General features: G+C 71.2%; 16 protein-coding genes. 7 read left to right on the top strand and 9 right to left on the bottom strand.

Annotated elements, in window-relative coordinates; genetic code table 11:
- Positions 1-362 precede the first annotated feature (362 nt).
- The 7 genes from ACZ56E_RS32425 to ssd all read right to left on the bottom strand — a co-directional run bounded on the left by ACZ56E_RS32425 (position 363) and on the right by ssd (position 5,518).
- Entirely contained in the window at positions 363-764 is a 402-nt protein-coding gene (locus tag ACZ56E_RS32425; protein WP_471219650.1) for an Rv3654c family TadE-like protein, read from the bottom strand.
- Positions 761-1,174, bottom strand: coding sequence for a TadE family type IV pilus minor pilin (locus tag ACZ56E_RS32420; RefSeq protein ID WP_471219648.1), 414 nt, complete (start codon positions 1,172-1,174; stop codon positions 761-763). Before ACZ56E_RS32420 ends, ACZ56E_RS32425 begins: the two co-directional genes overlap by 4 nt.
- On the bottom strand, positions 1,161-1,298 hold the full coding sequence (locus tag ACZ56E_RS32415) for a DUF4244 domain-containing protein (RefSeq protein WP_355810965.1): 138 nt from the start codon (positions 1,296-1,298) through the stop codon (positions 1,161-1,163). The genes ACZ56E_RS32420 and ACZ56E_RS32415 overlap by 14 nt, the downstream gene beginning before the upstream one ends.
- 284 nt (positions 1,299-1,582) lie before the next feature.
- On the bottom strand, positions 1,583-2,365 hold the full coding sequence (locus ACZ56E_RS32410; RefSeq protein WP_471219646.1) for a type II secretion system F family protein: 783 nt from the start codon (positions 2,363-2,365) through the stop codon (positions 1,583-1,585).
- Positions 2,362-3,219, bottom strand: a complete 858-nt coding sequence (locus tag ACZ56E_RS32405) for a type II secretion system F family protein (protein ID WP_471219645.1) — start codon at positions 3,217-3,219, stop codon at positions 2,362-2,364. The genes ACZ56E_RS32410 and ACZ56E_RS32405 overlap by 4 nt, the downstream gene beginning before the upstream one ends.
- Positions 3,216-4,391, bottom strand: a complete 1,176-nt coding sequence (locus tag ACZ56E_RS32400) for a TadA family conjugal transfer-associated ATPase (RefSeq protein WP_471219643.1) — start codon at positions 4,389-4,391, stop codon at positions 3,216-3,218. Before ACZ56E_RS32400 ends, ACZ56E_RS32405 begins: the two co-directional genes overlap by 4 nt.
- Positions 4,388-5,518: a septum site-determining protein Ssd gene (ssd, locus tag ACZ56E_RS32395; protein WP_471219641.1), complete on the bottom strand. Its 1,131-nt coding sequence runs from the start codon at positions 5,516-5,518 to the stop codon at positions 4,388-4,390. Before ssd ends, ACZ56E_RS32400 begins: the two co-directional genes overlap by 4 nt.
- Positions 5,519-6,035: 517 nt before the next feature.
- Between ssd and ACZ56E_RS32390 the strand changes: the two genes are divergently transcribed.
- A complete protein-coding gene (locus ACZ56E_RS32390; RefSeq protein ID WP_468608374.1) occupies positions 6,036-6,860 on the top strand; it encodes an HAD family hydrolase in 825 nt (274 codons plus the stop codon).
- A 380-nt stretch (positions 6,861-7,240) separates the two neighbouring features.
- Here the strand turns inward: ACZ56E_RS32390 and ACZ56E_RS32385 are convergent, their stop codons facing one another.
- Positions 7,241-8,056, bottom strand: coding sequence for a Fic family protein (locus tag ACZ56E_RS32385; RefSeq protein WP_471219638.1), 816 nt, complete (start codon positions 8,054-8,056; stop codon positions 7,241-7,243).
- A 101-nt stretch (positions 8,057-8,157) separates the two neighbouring features.
- Between ACZ56E_RS32385 and ACZ56E_RS32380 the strand changes: the two genes are divergently transcribed.
- Positions 8,158-9,138, top strand: coding sequence for an ATP-binding protein (locus ACZ56E_RS32380; protein WP_471219636.1), 981 nt, complete (start codon positions 8,158-8,160; stop codon positions 9,136-9,138).
- An 81-nt stretch (positions 9,139-9,219) separates the two neighbouring features.
- Here the strand turns inward: ACZ56E_RS32380 and ACZ56E_RS32375 are convergent, their stop codons facing one another.
- Positions 9,220-10,491 carry a polysaccharide deacetylase family protein gene (locus ACZ56E_RS32375; RefSeq protein WP_471219634.1) on the bottom strand — a complete coding sequence of 424 codons (1,272 nt, stop codon included), beginning with the start codon at positions 10,489-10,491 and terminating at the stop codon, positions 9,220-9,222.
- 297 nt (positions 10,492-10,788) lie between these two features.
- Between ACZ56E_RS32375 and ACZ56E_RS32370 the strand changes: the two genes are divergently transcribed.
- The 5 genes from ACZ56E_RS32370 to ACZ56E_RS32350 all read left to right on the top strand — a co-directional run bounded on the left by ACZ56E_RS32370 (position 10,789) and on the right by ACZ56E_RS32350 (position 18,378).
- Entirely contained in the window at positions 10,789-13,152 is a 2,364-nt protein-coding gene (locus ACZ56E_RS32370; RefSeq protein ID WP_471219632.1) for a bifunctional SulP family inorganic anion transporter/carbonic anhydrase, read from the top strand.
- Positions 13,153-13,290: 138 nt separating this feature from the next.
- Entirely contained in the window at positions 13,291-15,264 is a 1,974-nt protein-coding gene (gene acs / locus ACZ56E_RS32365; RefSeq protein WP_471219631.1) for an acetate--CoA ligase, read from the top strand.
- A 180-nt stretch (positions 15,265-15,444) separates the two neighbouring features.
- Entirely contained in the window at positions 15,445-16,890 is a 1,446-nt protein-coding gene (gene nhaA, locus ACZ56E_RS32360; RefSeq protein ID WP_471219629.1) for a Na+/H+ antiporter NhaA, read from the top strand.
- A gap of 52 nt (positions 16,891-16,942) precedes the next feature.
- Complete coding sequence (locus tag ACZ56E_RS32355) at positions 16,943-17,440, top strand: phage holin family protein (protein ID WP_468608360.1); 498 nt, start codon at positions 16,943-16,945, stop codon at positions 17,438-17,440.
- Positions 17,437-18,378, top strand: a complete 942-nt coding sequence (locus ACZ56E_RS32350) for an alpha/beta fold hydrolase (RefSeq protein WP_471219626.1) — start codon at positions 17,437-17,439, stop codon at positions 18,376-18,378. The genes ACZ56E_RS32355 and ACZ56E_RS32350 overlap by 4 nt, the downstream gene beginning before the upstream one ends.
- Positions 18,379-18,394 lie beyond the last annotated feature (16 nt).

The raw sequence follows: 18,394 nt of genomic DNA, 5'->3' as shown, positions 1-18,394 counted from the left end.
TGTGGCCCGGTGGGGGCCTTGCGCCTTCCCCTGCGGGCGCACTCGCGCCTGCGGCCCGGCGGGGGCATTGCCCCTTCCCCTGCGGGCCGTCGCGGGGCAATCCCACCCACCCCTACCCCCGCAGGACGGGGCGGGGCAGTCCCCCACCCGCCCGCCCCTTCCCCGCAGGACGTCACGGGGTACACCCACCCCACCCACCCCTGCGGAACGTCGCGGGGTGAACTGCCACCCGCCCGCCCCTACTCCCGCGGAACGTCGCGGGGTGAACACCCGCCCACCCGCCCCTACTCCCGCTGGACGTCGCGGGGCAAACGGGTGGGTGGGTGGGAAACATCCGCCGCGAAGCGGCGGGCTTGATGCCCCTACCCCGGCGGAGCGGAGCCGGACCCGTGGAGGTACGGGACAGGGAGTGTTGGGACCGGGCCCGCCCGGGACCTGACCGTGGCGGAGAAGGGCCCGGCCGAAGAAGAGGCCGTGACCTCGGAGGTCTCGCCCCGCAGCACGCACCGCACAACCCGCGCCCCCTGCGCCTCAGCCACCCGCACAGCCCCCGCACACGCCCCCTCGGAGCCCACCGCCCACCGCTCCGCCGCAGCGAGCGCCGCCAGATCCGCCGCACCGCCCGCCCGGTGCCGGACCGCGACGGCCTGCGCCATGGCGAGCACCGCACCGCAGATCACGCCGAGGACGGCCATCACGACGACCACCCACACGGTGGCAGCCCCACGGTCCTGCCCCGCGCCGCGCCACCTTCCGAACCTCATGCGCCCACCCCCACCGTCTCCTCCGCCAACGCCGCCGCCTCGGAGCGCAGACGCAGCCCCAGACCCAGCACCTGCGGGCCCGGCGCGTCCGCCACCACCTCGACCCGCACCAGGTCACCCTCGCGCCGCACCGACACGCTGGCCCCACGCGGCGCCGCCTGCCGTGCCGCCGCTATGACGGCACCGTCGGGGTCCTGCCGAGCTGCGGCGCGGGCTCCGGCCCGGGCGGCGTCCACACACTGGATCTGCGCGGACGCGGCCAGCAGAGTCCAGATCAGCGCCATGGTGAACAGCACCAGCGTCGGCAGCACCACGGCCGCCTCCGCCGTCACGAACCCCCGGTCCCCGAAGCGCCCTCGGCGGAGGAAACGCCCGCTCCACCTGGCCTGCCCTGCATCAGAACGGAACATCGAGCGCCTTCTCCACGACCGCCTGCAACGCCGCCTTGACCTGCCCGCTCGTCACCACCTTGTAGAGCAAACCGGCGAAGCCCACCGCCGCGATCAGCCCCATCGCGTACTCGGACGTGACCATCCCTGCGTCCGCACCCATCCGTCGACGGCGTCGCCCCCGCCGACGTGTCGGTGCTGGCCCTTGCATCAGTCGTCCCCACATCTCCAAGCCCCTTGCCTATCGCGCCAGTTGTCGGTCATCAGTCGTTTGTTCTCAGTGGGCGAGCGTCGAGCGTCTGTTGTTCTCAGTGGGCGACCGCCTGTTGTTGGCAGTGGGCGGGCGCCTGTTTGCTCGCACTGGACGGGCGCCTGTTTGTCAGTGAGCGGACCTCGTACGCCAGCCGCCCTGCACCTCGCCTCAAGCCCTCACCCCCCGCCCAGCAACCCCTCCGCCAGCCCGATCACCACCGGCAGCACTCCGATCGCCACAAAGGCCGGCAAGAAGCACAGGCCCACCGGGGCCGTCATCAGGACCGCTGCTCGTCGTGCTGCGGCTGTCGCCGTCCGGGCCCTGTCCGCCCTGGCGTCCGCTGCCAGGCGGGCCACCGGGTCCGCCGCCGGTGCTCCGGACTCGCCCGCACGCTCCAGGAGCCGGGCCAGTGGCGCGGCGCCGGGGATGGCGCCCAAGTGCTGCCAGGCGTCCGCTGGTTCGCCGCCCAGCCGTACCTCCGCCGCTCCGCGGGCCAGGCGCGTGCCGACCGGGCCCTGCAGGGATTCACCGACCGCTTGGGCGGCCGCTACCGGGCTCGCACCCGCCGCGACGCAGGCCGCCAGAAGGTCGGCTGCCAGAGGGAGTTGTTGGGTTGATTCCGGTGGTGGGGAGGGGGTTCCGTCCGGAGTTTGTGTGAGTGCTCGTTTTCGTTGCGTGTGTCGCCGGACTACGTAGCCGACGGCTGCTCCGGTCAGGAGGCCCGGCCAGCCGCCCAGCAGGGCGTAGGCAGCGCTCGCCGTGCCTGCCGCGAGGAGCCAATCCCGGGTCCCGGGTGATCGTGGCGTCCGGCGGGGCGTGGGTCGTTTCTGTATGTTCAAGGCCTTTGCCGCTCGGCGCCGCAGTGTCCTCTCGCGTCGCGCGGCCAGCGCTGTCAGTGCGAGCCAGAGCGCGGCCGCGATTTCCCACACCGTCACCCCCAGGCTGTGGAAAACGTTCATCGGCCCTCCGCCCCTCGCACGATGCGCAGCGCCCACCACACCCCGGCGCCCTCCAGCACTGCGCCCGCCGCCAGGCACGCCAGCCCCGGCGCCGTGTGGAGCAGCACCCGCAGCGGCTCCGCGCCGAGTGCGCTGCCCATCAGCAGGCCCAGCACCGGCAGACCGGCGAGCATCACGGCTGTCGATCGGGCGCCCGCCAACTGGGCCCGAAGATCCGATTTCTGGTCGCGCTCGGCGCGTAGTGCGCCCTCCAGGCGCTCCAGTCCGGCGGCGAGGCCCGCGCCCCGGTCCACCGCCACCCGCCAGCACGCCGCGAGCCCCAGCAGGCCTTCGGCGCCCGGCTCTTGGGCTGCCTGCCGCAGGGCCCCCGGTACATCTCCGCCGAACCGCGCCGCCGCCAGCACCGCACTCCGGGCGGCGCCGGACCCCATGCCTGCGTCAGATGCGTCCAGGGCCAGTCGCAGTGACTCCCCTGGCTGCCGTCCTGCCCGCACCTCGCCCGCGAGTTCCCCGCACAGCGCGATCACCGAGGCGGCTCGGCGCTCCCGCTCCCGACCGGTGTCCCGGGCGCGCCGCACGCGCGCCGCGACCGGCACCCCCGCCGCGCCCACGACCAGCGGCACCACGGACTCCCCCAGCAGTGAGACCAGCGCCCCGGCTGCCAGGCACCACCACTCGTGGCCCACCCGGCCGCGCCCTGCCGCGAGCATGCGGTGCCAGGGCCTGGCTCGGGGCGGGGGTGATGCCTCGCTCCCGAACATCGATCGTGAGCGTCGGAGCTCGTGGTTCCGTCGGCCGATCAGCCAGACCGCGGCTCCCACGCAGAGGGTGGAGGCCCACATCGAGATGTTCATCGGGCCTCCTGCCATGTTGCCGTCGTGAGCAGGGTGTCCAGTCGTTTCCAACCCCGCTCGCGGGTGAAGGCCGTCTCGCCCCAGCGCAGTGCCGGCACGGTTTCCACCAGGCCGGAGTCCGCCCGCTCCAGCACATGCACCTCGGCGATCCGGCGCCGCCCTGCCCGGTCCCGTACAAGATGGATCACCACCGACAGCGCGGCCGCCAACTGGCTGTGCAGGGCCGCCCTGTCAAGCCCCGCCGCCGTCCCTAGGGCCTCCAGGCGAGCCGGGACATCCGACGCGGCGTTGGCGTGGACCGTGCCGCAGCCGCCCTCGTGTCCCGTGTTCAGCGCGGCCAGCAAATGCACCACCTCCGGGCCCCGCACCTCGCCGACGACCAGCCGGTCCGGACGCATTCGCAGCGCCTGCCGCACCAGGTCGTCGAGGCCGACGAGGCCCGCTCCTTCCTGGTTCGCCGGCCGGGACTCCAGGCGGACCACGTGCGGGTGCTCCGGCTTCAACTCGGCGGAGTCCTCCGCGAGCACGATCCGCTCCTTGGCGCCCACCAGGCCGAGCAGCGCGCTCAGCAGGGTCGTCTTGCCGGTCCCGGTGCCGCCGCTGATCAGGAAGGACAGCCGGGCTTCGAGCAAGGCCCGCAGGATCCGGTCGCCGCCGGGCGGGACCGTCCCCGCGGTGACCAGTTCCGTGAGGGTGAAGGCCTTGGGGCGCACGACCCGCAGGGAGAGGCAGGTCGAGCCGACCGCCACCGGAGGCAGGACGGCGTGCAGCCGGGTGCCGTCCGGCAGGCGTGCGTCCACCCAGGGCCGCGCGTCGTCGAGGCGTCGCCCCGCCACGGCCGCGAGGCGCTGGGCGAGCCGACGCACCGCGGCCGCGTCCCGGAACGTGACGCCCGTGAGCTCCAGGCCACCACCCCGGTCCACCCAGACCCGGTCGGGCGCGGAGACCAGCACATCGGTCACCGAGGCATCCGCGAGCAGCGGTTCCAGGGGGCCGGCGCCGACCAGCTCCGACCGCAGCTGATCCGCGGCGCCAAGGATCTCCATGTCACCGAGGACCCGGCCCTGGGCCCGCAGCGCTTCGGCGACCCTGGCCGGGGTCGGCTCCGTGCCGCTCTCCGCGAGCCACTGCCGCACCCCGTCCAGCATCCGGGCCCCGACCACCGCGCTCATACGCCCCCTCCGGCGGCGTCGGCCGGCAGCCGGTCCCAGAAGGCCGTGCAGAACCGCGCCAGCGGCCCGCGCGTGGCTCCCCCGGGCGGCGACCCCGCGGCCAGCGACGCCGCGAGCCCGGCCTCCCAGGGCACTTCCCCGGCCAGTGGCAGCCCGAGCAGCCGCGCGACCTCCTCGGAGTCGAGCCCACCGGCCACTCCGAGGCCCGCGCCCCGCGCGACCACCACCCGCAGATCCCGCAGCACCGCTCCCGCAGCCGACGCCACCCGGCGCGCCCCCGCCACCGCGCGCAGTTCGGGCGGCACCACCAGGAGCCCGAGATCCACCTGCGCCAGCGCCTCCGCGGCCGTCTCGTCGACTCTGCGGGGCAGGTCCACGACCACTGTCCCGCCGCGCCTGCGGGAGGCCGCGACGACCGCTCGCACGGCCTCCGGGGCGATCGTGACCGCATCGCCCCGGTCCCAGCTCAGGACCCTCAGCGCGTGCAGCTCTGGAAGCGACTCCTCCAGCGCGCCGCCGCCGACCCTGCCCCGCGAGGCGGCGAAAGCCGGCCACCGGAGCCCTTCGGCGCTCTCCCCGCCGAGGAGCACGTCGAGTCCGCCGCCCAGCGGGTCCGCGTCGACGAGCATCGTGCGCCGCCCCGCACGCGCCGCCGTGACCGCGAGGGCGCAGGCCAGCGTGGACGCCCCGGCGCCACCGCGGCCGCCGATGACCCCGATGGTGAGGGCGGACCGCCCCACGCCCTCGGCCACGTCGGCGATGCGGTCCACGAGCCACTGCTCGCCGTCGGGCAGGACCAGCACCCGGTCGGCGCCGATCTCCACCGCCCGCCGCCAGACGTCCGGGTCGTCCTGATCCCGCCCGACCAGCACCACGCCCCGCCGTCGCGGAGCTCCCCGCACCCGGTCCGCAGCGTCGTCCCCGACCAGGACGAGCGGGGCCGCGTCCCAGCCCTCTCCGCAGCCGGGGCCGCCGTGATGCACCTCGGGCAGCGCTCCCGCAGCGGCGCACAGCCGCAGCAGGTCGTCCAGCAGCTCCACGTCCTCCGTGACGATCAGCGGTCCGCCCTGCCGTCCGTCGGCCGGCGCGGATCCGTCCCGCGCACTGACTCCACCCACGATCCCCATCCCCCTTCGCCGCAAGCCTGTGAATGCAGCGCCCCGCGATCACGAAGAACCCGGCAGGCAATCCGGCCATGAACTTCGCGAGCGGAACGAGTGGAATCAGCGTGCGGCCCGGCGGGAAATGGTGTGGATCTTGGTCAATAACTGTGGACAAGGCGATGGCTGTGAATATCCCGGTCACCCATACCAGTGACATCACGCGGCCTTCACGAGACTTCCGCAGCGCATCGCTACGACTACCCTGCGTGACGGATCTTGCGGGCCACGAAAGACGGTCGAGGCGGCGAAGAGAACGGCTCAAGGGCCGAAAGAGGATCAACGGAGGGTTCAAAAACCCATCCGGACATGCGACGACCCCCGCCGGGGGGGAGAGCGGGGGTCGTCCCCACGGTCCGACTCGGGGGGGGAGGAGCCAGACCGGGTTAGCACGGTCGCGAACGATCCGTGACTTCCATGGTGTACCCGAGAGCCTTCTCAGGCAAACCCACGCGCCTCAGCTTACGCCGAATGGTGGGCGCCTATGCTCGGCCTCGTGGAAAACCACTCCTTGCCTCGCACCGCCGCGTTCTTTGACCTGGACAAGACGGTCATTGCGAAGTCGAGCACGCTCACGTTCAGCAAGTCCTTCTACCAAGGCGGTCTGATCAACCGCAGAGCGGTGCTTCGCACCGCGTACGCGCAGTTCGTCTTCCTGGCCGGCGGCGCCGACCACGACCAGATGGAGCGGATGCGCGAATACCTGTCCGCGCTGTGCCGCGGCTGGAACGTGCAGCAGGTCAAGGAGATCGTCGCCGAGACCCTGCACGACCTGATCGACCCGATCATCTACGACGAGGCCGCGTCCCTCATCGAGGAGCACCACGCCGCCGGCCGCGACGTCGTCATCGTCTCCACGTCGGGCGCGGAGGTCGTCGAGCCGATCGGTGAGCTCCTGGGCGCGGACCGGGTGGTGGCGACCCGCATGGTGGTCGGGGACGACGGCTGCTTCACGGGTGAGGTGGAGTACTACGCGTACGGCCCCACCAAGGCAGAGGCGATCAAGGAGCTCGCCCAGTCGGAGGGGTACGACCTCGACCGCTGCTACGCCTACAGCGACTCGGCGACCGATCTGCCGATGCTGCAGGCCGTCGGGCATCCCTTCGCGGTCAATCCGGACCGCGCCCTGCGCCGGGAGGCCCTCACGCGCGCGTGGCCGATCCTCGACTTCCACCGGCCCGTGCGTCTGAAGCAGCGCCTGCCCGCGCCGCCGCGCCCCGCCCTCGTCGCAGCGGCAGCGGTCGGCGCCGCCGCGGCCACGGCGGGCCTCGTCTGGTTCGCCAGCCGGCGTCGCCCGGCCGCGAGCTGAACGCCGGACGGCGCGAGCCGCACGCCGCGGAAACAGGCCGAACGCATATGCCTGGTTCGCTCCTGTTTGAACCTAAAAGTAAAGAAGTGCGGCCACCACTTCCGCTCACCCCAGGACTGGAGTACAAAGGAGTCAACGGCCCGCGAGACCAAGGACATCCGAGAGGATCACCTTTAAACGCAGCAAAGGCCCCACGGACCGAAGCATGAACACCGGGCACCCACGCGACGTCGACCCGTCGATTACGGGCCAGCCGCACCAGGTGACGGGCAATGTTCCCGACCTGATGGGCAACACTTCGAGGACGCTTGGTAACCCGGTGGACATGCCAGCGGCGGTACGGATTCCGTACCGCCGCAACCCTTTGTGCCGCGCCGCTCCTATGCGGCGCCGCGCTGCAGCGCCTCGCACACCGCCGCCGATTCCCTGACGCCGAGCTCGACTGCCTTGCCGCAGTGGGCGATCCAGGCCGCCATGCCCTCCGGCGTACCGGAAGCGTAGCCGTCGAGGGCCCCCAGATAGGCCGCCCTGCCCAGTTCCGCGCCCCCCGCCTCGGCCGGGCAGATCGCCTTCGGGTCGAGGCCGCTGCCCACCAGGACGATGCGTTCGGCGGCCCGCGCCACCAGACCGTTGTGCGAGCCGAACGGCCGCAGGCTGAGGAGTTCGCCGTGGACCACGGCGGCCGTCACGAGAGCCGGCGCCGCGCTGCCCGCGATGATCAGCTGGGAGAGGCCTTCGAGGCGGCCCGCCACCTCGTCCGCGTCCGGCAGGGGAAGCTCGACCAGCGGCTCGTCCACGGGCTCGCCCGCCAGCCTCGGCCGCCCCGCGCCCTCGGCGGAGTCCGCGGCGGCAACCAGGTGCAGGCGCGCTAGGACCCGCAGCGGCGACTGCCGCCAGATGGACAGGAGTTGACCGGATTCGGCGGTCAGCCGCAGGGCCGCGCCCACCGTGCGCGCCTCGCCGTCGCCGCTGAAGTCGGTCCGCCGCCGCACCTCCTCGAGCGCCCACTCGGCGCCGGAGAGCGCGGCGGAGCCACGGGCGCCGCGCAGTGCCGCCTCGGAGGTGATCTCGTTGCTGCGGCGCCGCATGATCCGGTGCCCGTAGACCCGGTCCACGGCCTTGCGCACGGAGTCCACGGAGTCGGCTACGCCGGGCAGTGCGCCCAGGGCCGCAATCGGATCGGCTGTCGTACTCATGAGTACGACCCTACGTACTTCCGGGCCCCGCTCCACGAAGGAGTGGTCTTCTTCACGCGGATCGAGCACCCGCAGTATGCGAGCCGCTACGCTTCGTGGTTATGAAAATCGCTTTCGTAGGGAAGGGCGGCAGCGGCAAGACCACGCTGTCCTCGCTCTTCATCCGCCACCTGGCCAGCACCGGCGCGCCCGTCATCGCGGTGGACGCCGACATCAACCAGCACCTGGGCCCCGCGCTGGGTCTCGACGAGACAGTGGCCGCCGAGCTGCCCGCCCTGGGCGCACGCCTGCCCCTGATCAAGGACTATCTGCGGGGCTCCAACCCGCGGATCGCCTCGGCGGACACCATGATCAAGACGACGCCTCCCGGCGAGGGCTCCCGGCTCCTTCGGGTGCGCGAGGACAACCCCGTCTACGACGCGTGCGCGCGGCCCGTGGAACTGGACGACGCCACCGTGCGTTTGATGGTCACCGGGCCGTTCACCGAAGCCGACCTCGGTGTCGCCTGCTACCACTCCAAGACGGGAGCGGTGGAGCTCTGCCTGAACCACCTGGTGGACGGCCGCGACGAGTACGCGGTCGTGGACATGACCGCGGGTTCGGACTCCTTCGCCTCCGGCATGTTCACGCGCTTCGACATGACGTTCCTGGTGGCGGAGCCGACGAGGAAGGGAGTCTCCGTCTATCGCCAGTACAAGGAATACGCACGGGACTTCGGCGTCAGCCTCGCCGTCGTCGGCAACAAGGTGCAGGGCCAGGACGACGTGGACTTCCTGCGCGAGCAGGTCGGTGACGACCTCCTGGTGACCGTCGGGCACTCGGACTGGGTGCGCGCCATGGAGAAGGGCCACCCGCCGCGCTTCGAGCTCCTGGAGGAGGACAACCGCCGTTCCCTGCAGGCGCTCCAGGACGCCGTCGACGCCTCGTACGACCGACGGGACTGGGAGCGGTACACCAGCCAGATGGTCCACTTCCACCTGAAGAACGCCCAGAGTTGGGGCAACGAGCGCACCGGGGCCGACCTGGCTGCCCAGGTCGACCCCGACTTCGTGCTGCGTGAGCGCATGACCGCGACGGCCTGACCGGGCCGGCACAGCCTGACCGGGCCGGCACAGCCTGACCCGGCTGACCCGGCTGACACCGCCTGACCGGGTCGGCGGGAACTACCGCTTGATCGCCGGAGCGCCCGGGACCCCCTTGGGGGCCGGCGCGGGCTGGGCGGAGAGGAACGCCGCCCAGCCTTCCTTCGGCTCCTTGCCGACCCGCAGCCCCGTCAGCCTCTTCAGCGTCTTCGGGTCCTGCGCGTCGAGCCAGTCCGCGAGCTGGCGGAAGGAGACACAGCGCACGTCGCGCTTGGTGCAGACCGCCTCGATGGTCTCCTCGATGGCGCGCATGTACGTGCCGCCGTTCCAGGACTCGAAGTGGTTGCCGATGATCAGGGGCGCGCGGTTGCCGCGGTAGGCGCGGTCGAAGCCCTGAAGCAGGCCGTCACGCATCTGGTCGCCCCAGTACTCGTGCTTGTCCGGGTCCCCCTGTGAGGTCGAACCGGACTGGTTCACCATGAAGTTGTAGTCCATGGTGAGCGTCTCGAACTTGCGGCCGGGGACCGGGACGAGCTGCATCGACAGGTCCCACAGCCCCTCCTTCTTCTTGGGCCAGACCTGGTCGTTCACGCCGCTCGTGTCGTAGCGGAACCCCAGCTCCCCGGCGGCCCGCATGAAGTTCTTGCGGCCTTCGAGGCAGGGGGTGCGAGCGCCGATCAGCTCCTTGTCGTAGTCGAAGGGCAGGGGCGGCGCCTTCTTCATGCCCGTGTTGGTCTTCCAGGCCTTCACGAAGGACTTGGCCTGCCTGATCTCGCTCTTCCAGTCCTCGACGGACCACTCGCCCACCCCGCGGCCGCTGCCGCAGAAGTGGCCGTTGAAGTGCGTGCCGATCTCGTTGCCCTCGAGCCAGGCGCCGCGGAGCTGCTCCACGGTGTCCTTGATCCCGGCGCGGTCATTGAAGCCGATGTCCGAACTGCCGGCCATGTGCTGCGGCGGTTTGTAGAGCCTGCGCTTCTCCTCGGGGAGCATGTACACGCCGCTGAGGAAGTAGGTCATCGTCGCGTTGTTCCGCTTGGCCACCTTGCGGAAGTGGGAGAACAGCTTCTGGCTGTCCTCGCCTGCCCCGTCCCAGGAGAAGACCACGAACTGCGGCGGCTTCTGGCCCGACTTGAGGCGGGCGGGTCTCGGCAGGTTCGGCTGTTTGCCGGTGAACGCGGTGGAGCCGTCGCCGATCATGCGGACGGCGCTCTTGGGCGCCGGGGCACCGGCCGCCTTCTTCGCGCCGTGAGCGCCCTCCTTCGCGCCGGTGTTTCCGTCGGCACAGCCGGCCAGTGCGGCTCCACACGCCGCCAGGGCGGTGAGGCTCGCGGTGATCCTCCGGGTGGCGGCCATGTTCCGCCCACCTACTTTCCGTACAAGTCGGGTCATAGCACACCGAAGTTCGCACGGAGTTCGAAAAGTGATGTTACGACAAGCCGATTACATTTTTTATTCACTCATCAGGGTGAGCTATTACCCCATTTGCCCCGAAAGTCCGCCCAGATCCTTTACTCTGGATTACGGTTCGTTTACCGAGAGTTGAGAAATCCCGCCGCTGTCACGCCGTGACCCACGGCCGCGATCCGCCCTCCGGACACCTCCGGAGGACCCCTTGTCCGCGACCGCGCTGCCCCGGAGGAGACGGGAAACATGTCTGCCTGCGTCCCCACTCGCACCACCGACTCGGCTCACACGCCACGCGACCACGAGCCCCACGCCCCGCCGCCCGGCAAGCGATTCCGCATCGAGGGGGCCGACCTCTCCGCGTCGGTCGCCGTCTTCCTGATCGCGCTGCCGCTGTCCCTCGGCATCGCCCTCGCCACCGGAGCGCCGCTCCAGGCGGGCCTCGTCGCCGCAGCCGTCGGCGGCCTCTTCGTCGGGGCGTTCGGCGGGTCACCGCTCCAGGTCAGCGGCCCCGCCGCCGGGCTCACCGTGGTCACCGCCGACCTCATCCACCAGTACGGCTGGCGGACCACCTGCGCGATCACCGTGCTCGCCGGCTTCGCCCAACTCGGCCTCGGCTGCCTGCGCGTGGCCCGCACGGCCCTCGCCGTCAGCCCCGCCGTCGTCCACGGCATGCTGGCCGGCATCGGCGTCACCATCGCCGTCGCCCAGCTGCACATCGTGCTCGGCGGCACTCCGCAGAGCGTCGTCCTAGACAACCTCCGGGCGCTGCCCGCGCAGCTCGCCGACCTGCATCCGGCCGCCCTGACGATCAGTGTCCTGACGCTGGCGATCCTGCTGCTCTGGCCGCGGATCCCCGGGCGGGCGGGGCGCATGGCCCGCGTCATGCCCGCCGCCCTCGTCGCCGTGGCCGCCGCGACCGCCGTCTCCTCGCTCGCCCGGCTCCACGTCGACAAGGTGGACCTACCGTCCTGGCGCAGTCACGCGCTCGTCGGGCTGCCGGAAGGGCCCGCCCTGGGGCTGGTCGCCGCCGTGCTCACCATCACGCTGGTGTGCAGCGTGCAGTCCCTGCTCGGCGCCGTCGCCGTCGACAAGGTCGTCGCGAGCCAGTCCGAGCTGCACCCGGGCGTGCGCCGCTCCGACCTCGACCGCGAACTGCTCGGCCAGGGCTCGGCGAACATCGTGTCCGGAGCGCTCGGCGGGCTCCCCGTCGCCGGAGTCGCGGTGCGCAGCATGGCCAATGTGCGCGCGGGCGCCGTCAGCAGGAACTCCACGATGCTGCACGGCGTTTGGGTAGTAGTGGCCTCGCTTCTCCTGGTGCCCGTCCTGGAGCTGATCCCCCTCGCCGCCCTCGCCGCCCTCGTCATGGCCGTCGGCATCCAGATGGTCAGCCTGAACCACATCCGGACCATCACCCGCCACCGCGAAATCGTGGTCTACGCGGTGACCACCCTCGGCGTGGTGTTCCTCGGTGTCCTCGAAGGCGTGGCTCTCGGTGTCGCCGTCGCCGTGGCCGTCTCGCTGCACCGGCTCGCCCGCACCCGGATCACCCACTGCGAGGACGAGACCGGCGTCCACCGCCTGCGGGTGCGCGGGCAGTTGACGTTCCTCGCGGTGCCGCGCCTCAGCAAGGCGCTGCACCTCGTGCCGCAGGGCTCGGATGTCATCGTGGAGTTGGACGGCTCCTTCATGGACCACGCCGCGTACGAATCGCTCCAGTGCTGGCAGGACTCGCACACCGCGCATGGCGGCAGCGTCGAGATCACCGGTCGCTCCGGAGCCCGTATCGCCGAGCCCGCCAGCTCCTCCTCCCACTCCTGCTGCAGGCCCTGGGCCCCGTGGCGCAACCACCACTGCGACCGGCCGCAGGAGGAGCGGAAGGACGGACGGGCGGTGCGACGGCCCAGCGGGCACCAACTGGCCAGCGGCATCAGTGCCTTCCAGCGGAACACCGCGCCTCATGTGCGCGGCGAGCTCGCCAGGCTCGCGCGCGAGGGGCAGCAGCCCGCACAGCTCTTCCTGACCTGCGCGGACTCCCGGGTGGTCACCTCGATGATCACGTCGAGCGGCCCCGGCGACCTCTTCGTCGTCCGCAATGTGGGCAATCTGGTGCCGCTGCCGGGCGCCGAGAGCGGAGACGACTCGGTGGGCGCCGCCATCGAGTACGCGGTCGATGTGCTCCAGGTGCGGTCCATCACCGTGTGCGGGCACTCCGGTTGCGGTGCCATGCAGGCGCTGCTCAGCGCCCCGCCCGGTGGCGCGCAGACGCCGCTGAAGCGGTGGCTGCGGCACGGCCTGCCGAGCGTGGAGCGGATGGGCGCGCAGGACAGGGCGTGGGCGCGCCTTGCCGGAAGGGCGCCCGCCGACGCGGTGGAGCAGCTCTGTCTCACCAATGTGGTGCAGCAGTTGGAGCACTTGAAGGCGCATGAATCGGTGGCGCGCCGGCTTGCCGAAGGTGATCTTGAGCTGCACGGTATGTACTTCCACGTCGGTGAGGCGCAGGCCTATCTGCTGACGGAGGGCACCGGTCTGGAGCCGCTCCCCGACGAGGTCTTCGACCAGGTGTCCCCCACGGGACAGGACGAGGCCGAGCGGACCCCTTCCGGGTAGCGGGAGGGGGATGCCGAGCAAACCGGGTAAAGGTCTAAACCAATTTTCGGCAGGCCCTTGTCACCACGGGTTGCGTCTGATGAGCTGTGGCTTCGGACACAACGGTCGCCCCCGGCAAAGCAGCGCAAGGGAGATGTCGTGAGCAATGAAAGCCTGGCCAACCTCTTGAAGGAGGAGCGTCGCTTCGCGCCGCCGACGGAGCTGGCAGCCTCCGCGAACGTCACGGCGGAGGCGTACGAGCAGGCCAAGGCTGACCGGCTCGGCTTCTGGGCCGAGCAGGCCCGCCGGCTGACCTGGGCCACGGAGCCGACCGAGACGCTCGACTGGTCGAACCCCCCGTTCGCCAAGTGGTTCGCCGACGGACAGCTCAACGTCGCGTACAACTGCGTGGACCGCCACGTCGAAGCGGGCAACGGCGACCGTGTCGCGATCCACTTCGAGGGTGAGCCCGGCGACAGCCGGGCCATCACCTACGCCGAGCTCAAGGACGAGGTCAGCCGCGCGGCCCACGCCCTGACCGAGCTGGGCGTCCGGAAGGGCGACCGCGTCGCCGTCTATCTGCCGATGATCCCCGAGGCGGTCGTCGCGATGCTGGCCTGCGCCCGCATCGGCGCCGCCCACTCGGTGGTGTTCGGCGGCTTCTCCTCGGACGCGATCGCCAAGCGCATCGAGGACGCCGACGCCAAGGTCGTCATCACCGCCGACGGCGGGTACCGCCGGGGCAAGCCCTCCGCGCTGAAGCCCGCCGTGGACGAGGCCGTCAGCCGCGTCGACGGCGTGCGCCACGTCCTGGTGGTGCGCCGCACCGGCCAGTCCCTCGAAGAGGCGGGCAGCACCTGGACCGAGGGCCGCGACGTGTGGTGGCACGAGATCACGGAGCGGCAGTCCACCGAGCACACCCCCGAGGCCTTCGACGCGGAGCACCCGCTCTTCATCCTCTACACCTCGGGCACCACCGGGAAGCCGAAGGGCATCCTGCACACCTCCGGCGGCTATCTCACCCAGGCGGCCTACACCCACCACGCCGTCTTCGACCTCAAGCCGGAGACCGACGTCTACTGGTGCACGGCCGACATCGGCTGGGTCACCGGCCACTCGTACATCACATACGGCCCGCTGGCGAACGGCGCGACCCAGGTGATGTACGAAGGCACCCCCGACACCCCGCACCAGGGCCGCTTCTGGGAGATCGTCCAGAAGTACAAGGTCACCATCCTGTACACGGCGCCCACGGCGATCCGCACGTTCATGAAGTGGGGCGACGACATCCCCGCGAAGTTCGACCTCAGCAGCCTGCGGGTGCTCGGGTCGGTCGGCGAGCCGATCAACCCCGAAGCGTGGATGTGGTACCGGAAGAACATCGGCGCCGACAAGTGCCCCATCGTGGACACCTGGTGGCAGACCGAGACCGGCGCGATGATGATCTCGCCGCTGCCGGGCGTGACCGAGACCAAGCCGGGCAGCGCCCAGCGCGCCCTGCCGGGCATCTCCGCCACCGTCGTCGACGACGAGGCGCGCGAGGTGCCGGACGGCGGCGGTGGCTATCTCGTCCTGACCGAGCCGTGGCCGTCGATGCTGCGCACCATCTGGGGCGACGACCAGCGGTTCATCGACACGTACTGGTCGCGTTTCGAGGGCAGGTACTTCGCCGGTGACGGTGCCAAGAAGGACGACGACGGCGACATCTGGCTGCTCGGCCGGGTGGACGACGTGATGCTCGTCTCCGGGCACAACATCTCCACCACCGAGGTCGAGTCGGCGCTCGTCTCGCACCCGGCGGTCGCCGAGGCGGCGGTCGTGGGCGCGGCGGACGAGACGACGGGCCAGGCCATCGTGGCGTTCGTGATCCTGCGGGGCACGGCGAGCGCCGAGGACGAGGGGCTCGTGGCGGACCTGCGCAACCACGTGGGTGCCACGCTCGGCCCGATCGCCAAGCCGAAGCGGGTCCTGCCGGTGGCCGAGCTGCCGAAGACCCGGTCCGGCAAGATCATGCGGCGTCTCCTTCGGGACGTCGCGGAGAACCGCGAGCTCGGTGACGTGACGACGCTCACCGACTCGTCCGTGATGGACCTGATCCAGACGAAGCTGCCGGCCGCGCCCAGCGAGGACTAGGCCGTAGCCGTACGACGAGAAGGGCACCCGGCGCCAGGCGCGCCGGGTGCCCTTTTTGCACTTAGGGTGAAGATCACTGGATTCGTCCGGGCGTACGTTAGGTAAGCTAAGGATCGCGTCAACATCGCGACAAGATGACGTGACGAGAAGTACCAAGGTGCGCCGGGAAGTCTGGTCGGCATGTGCTCAGCCCTGCCCACCCGACGGAGGTCGACTCACGTGTCCGCGCCCATACGCAGCACCGACAACCCGCGCAAGGTCCTCGGACGCCTCTCGCTCCCCGAGCGGAACTTCGTCGCGAACGCCCTGCGCGCCGAGACCGTCGGCGGCGTACTGCTGCTCGTGGCGGCCGTCACCGCCTTGATCTGGGCCAACACCGCCGGCGGTTCCTACGACGCGGTACGCGGCTTCCACCTCGGCCCCGCCTCGCTCGGGCTCGACCTCTCCATCCAGCACTGGGCGGCCGACGGCCTGCTCGCCGTCTTCTTCTTCGTGGCCGGCATCGAACTCAAGCGCGAGCTGGTCGCGGGCGACCTGCGCGACCCCAGGGCGGCGGCGCTGCCCGTCGTCGCGGCGCTCTGCGGCATGGCCGTGCCCGCGCTCGTCTATGTCCTGACCAACACCGTCGGCGGCGGCTCCCTGGACGGCTGGGCCGTCCCGACGGCGACCGACATCGCCTTCGCGCTCGCGGTCCTCGCGGTCATCGGCACCTCGCTGCCGTCCGCGCTGCGCGCCTTCCTGCTCACCCTCGCCGTCGTCGACGACCTCTTCGCGATCCTGATCATCGCGGTCTTCTTCACCAGCGACCTCAACTTCGCGGCGCTCGGCGGCGCCGTCCTCGGCCTCGCCGTCTTCTGGCTGCTGCTCAGGAAGCGGGTGCGCGGCTGGTACATCTACGTTCCGCTGGCGCTCGCCATCTGGGGCCTGATGTACAACAGCGGCATCCACGCCACCATCGCGGGCGTCGCCATGGGCCTGATGCTGCGCTGCCACAAGGAGGACGCGAGCGAGGAGCACTCCCCCGGCGAGCACATCGAACATCTCGTACGCCCCCTCTCCGCGGGCCTGGCCGTGCCGCTGTTCGCCCTGTTCAGCGCCGGAGTGGTCGTCTCGGGCGGCGCGCTCGGCGACGTGTTCACCAAGCCGGAGACGCTCGGTGTGGTGCTCGGCCTGGTCATCGGCAAGGCGGTCGGAATCTTCGGCGGCACCTGGCTCGCGGCGCGCTTCACCAGGGCCGAGCTGAACGACGACCTGGCCTGGCCCGACGTCTTCGCGGTCGCCTCGCTGGCCGGCATCGGCTTCACCGTCTCGCTGCTGATCGGCGAACTCGCCTTCACCGCGGACCCGCTGCTCACCGACGAGATCAAGGCGGCCGTCCTGAGCGGCTCCCTCATCGCGGCCGTGCTCTCCGGGATCCTCCTGAAGGTCCGCAACGCCAAGTACCGCAAGCTGTGGGAGGACGAGGAGCGCGACGAGGACCTGAGCGGTGTGCCCGACATCTACGAGATGGACGATCCGGAGTACCACCTTCGGATGGCCGCCATCTACGAGAAGAAGGCCGCGGAACACCGAAGGCTTGCCGAAGTCTCGGGTGGGGAACGCGAGGATGGCAACGGTCCGGCATGATCTGAGCAGACATATCTCAGAAGAGATCAGAAGAGAAAAAGGGGAGAACGCGATGAGCTCACCCGACGGTCCTGTCGGCGCCGAGCGCAGCCTCGGCCAGCTGGTCGCCACGGCGACCGGTGAGATGTCCGCGCTGGTGCACGACGAGATCGCACTGGCCAAGGCCCAGCTGCGTCAGGACGTCAAGCGCGGCGCGATCGGCGGCGGCGCGTTCGCCGCGGCCGGCACGGTCCTCATCTTCTCGCTGCCGATGCTGAGTTTCGCACTCGCGTACGGCATCCATACCTGGAGCGGCTGGAACCTCGCCGTCTGCTTCCTGCTGTCCTTCGCCGCCAATGTGCTGGTGGCCGGGCTGCTCGCGCTGATCGGTGTCGTCTTCGCGAAGAAGGCCAAGAAGGGCAAGGGCCCGCAGAAGGTCGCCGCTTCGGCCAAAGAGACGGCTGCCGTACTGGGGAACGTCAAGCCGCACCCCCGTGCGGTGAGCCCCGCGGGTACGGTCGACGTCCGAGTCGGTGAGACGGGGGCCACTGTGGCACGCTCGTCCTCATGACGGACCCTGCCACCCCATCGGCCCAATCCTCCGCCTCGGTCGTCCGCGTCGAGGGCCCCTGGACCCACCGGGACGTGGCCGCCAACGGCGCGCGCTTCCACATCGCCGAGCTGGGCGACGGGCCGCTGGTCCTGCTGCTGCACGGCTTTCCGCAGTTCTGGTGGACGTGGCGGCACCAGATGGTGGCGCTCGCCGACGCGGGCTTCCGGGCCGTCGCGATGGACCTGCGGGGGGTGGGCGGCAGCGACCGCACCCCCCGCGGCTACGACCCGGCGAACCTCGCGCTCGACATCACCGGCGTCGTGCGCTCCCTCGGCGAGCCGGACGCGGCGCTCGTCGGGCACGACCTCGGCGGCTATCTGGCGTGGACGGCGGCCGTGATGCGGCCCAAGCTGGTGCGCCGCCTCGCCGTCTCCTCGATGCCGCATCCGCGGCGCTGGCGTTCGGCGATGCTGTCGGACCGCAAGCAGACCGCCGCCGCCTCGTACGTGTGGGGTTTCCAGCGGCCGTGGGCGCCGGAGCGTCAGCTCGTCGCCGACGACGGGGCCCTGGTGGGCCGTCTGGTGCGGGACTGGTCGGGGCCGCGGCTGCCGGACGACGACGCGGTCGAGACGTATCGGCGCGCCGTGTGCATCCCCTCGACGGCGCACTGTTCGATCGAGCCGTACCGCTGGATGGTGCGGTCGATGGCGCGGCCGGACGGAATCCAGTTCAACCGGCGCATGAAGCGTCCGGTGCGGGTGCCGACGCTGCATCTGCACGGTTCGCTCGACCCCGTGATGCGGACGAGGAGCGCGGCCGGCTCCGGCGAGTACGTCGAAGCCCCGTACCGCTGGCGCCTGTTCGACGGCCTCGGACACTTCCCGCACGAGGAGGATCCGGTGGCGTTCTCCACCGAGTTGGTGAACTGGTTGAAGGACCCCGAGCCCGATCGGTGAAACGGTGCGGGTGTTC

The organism is Streptomyces sp. NPDC039480 (assembly GCF_055597165.1).
This window is presented reverse-complemented; position numbering and strand designations above follow the sequence as displayed.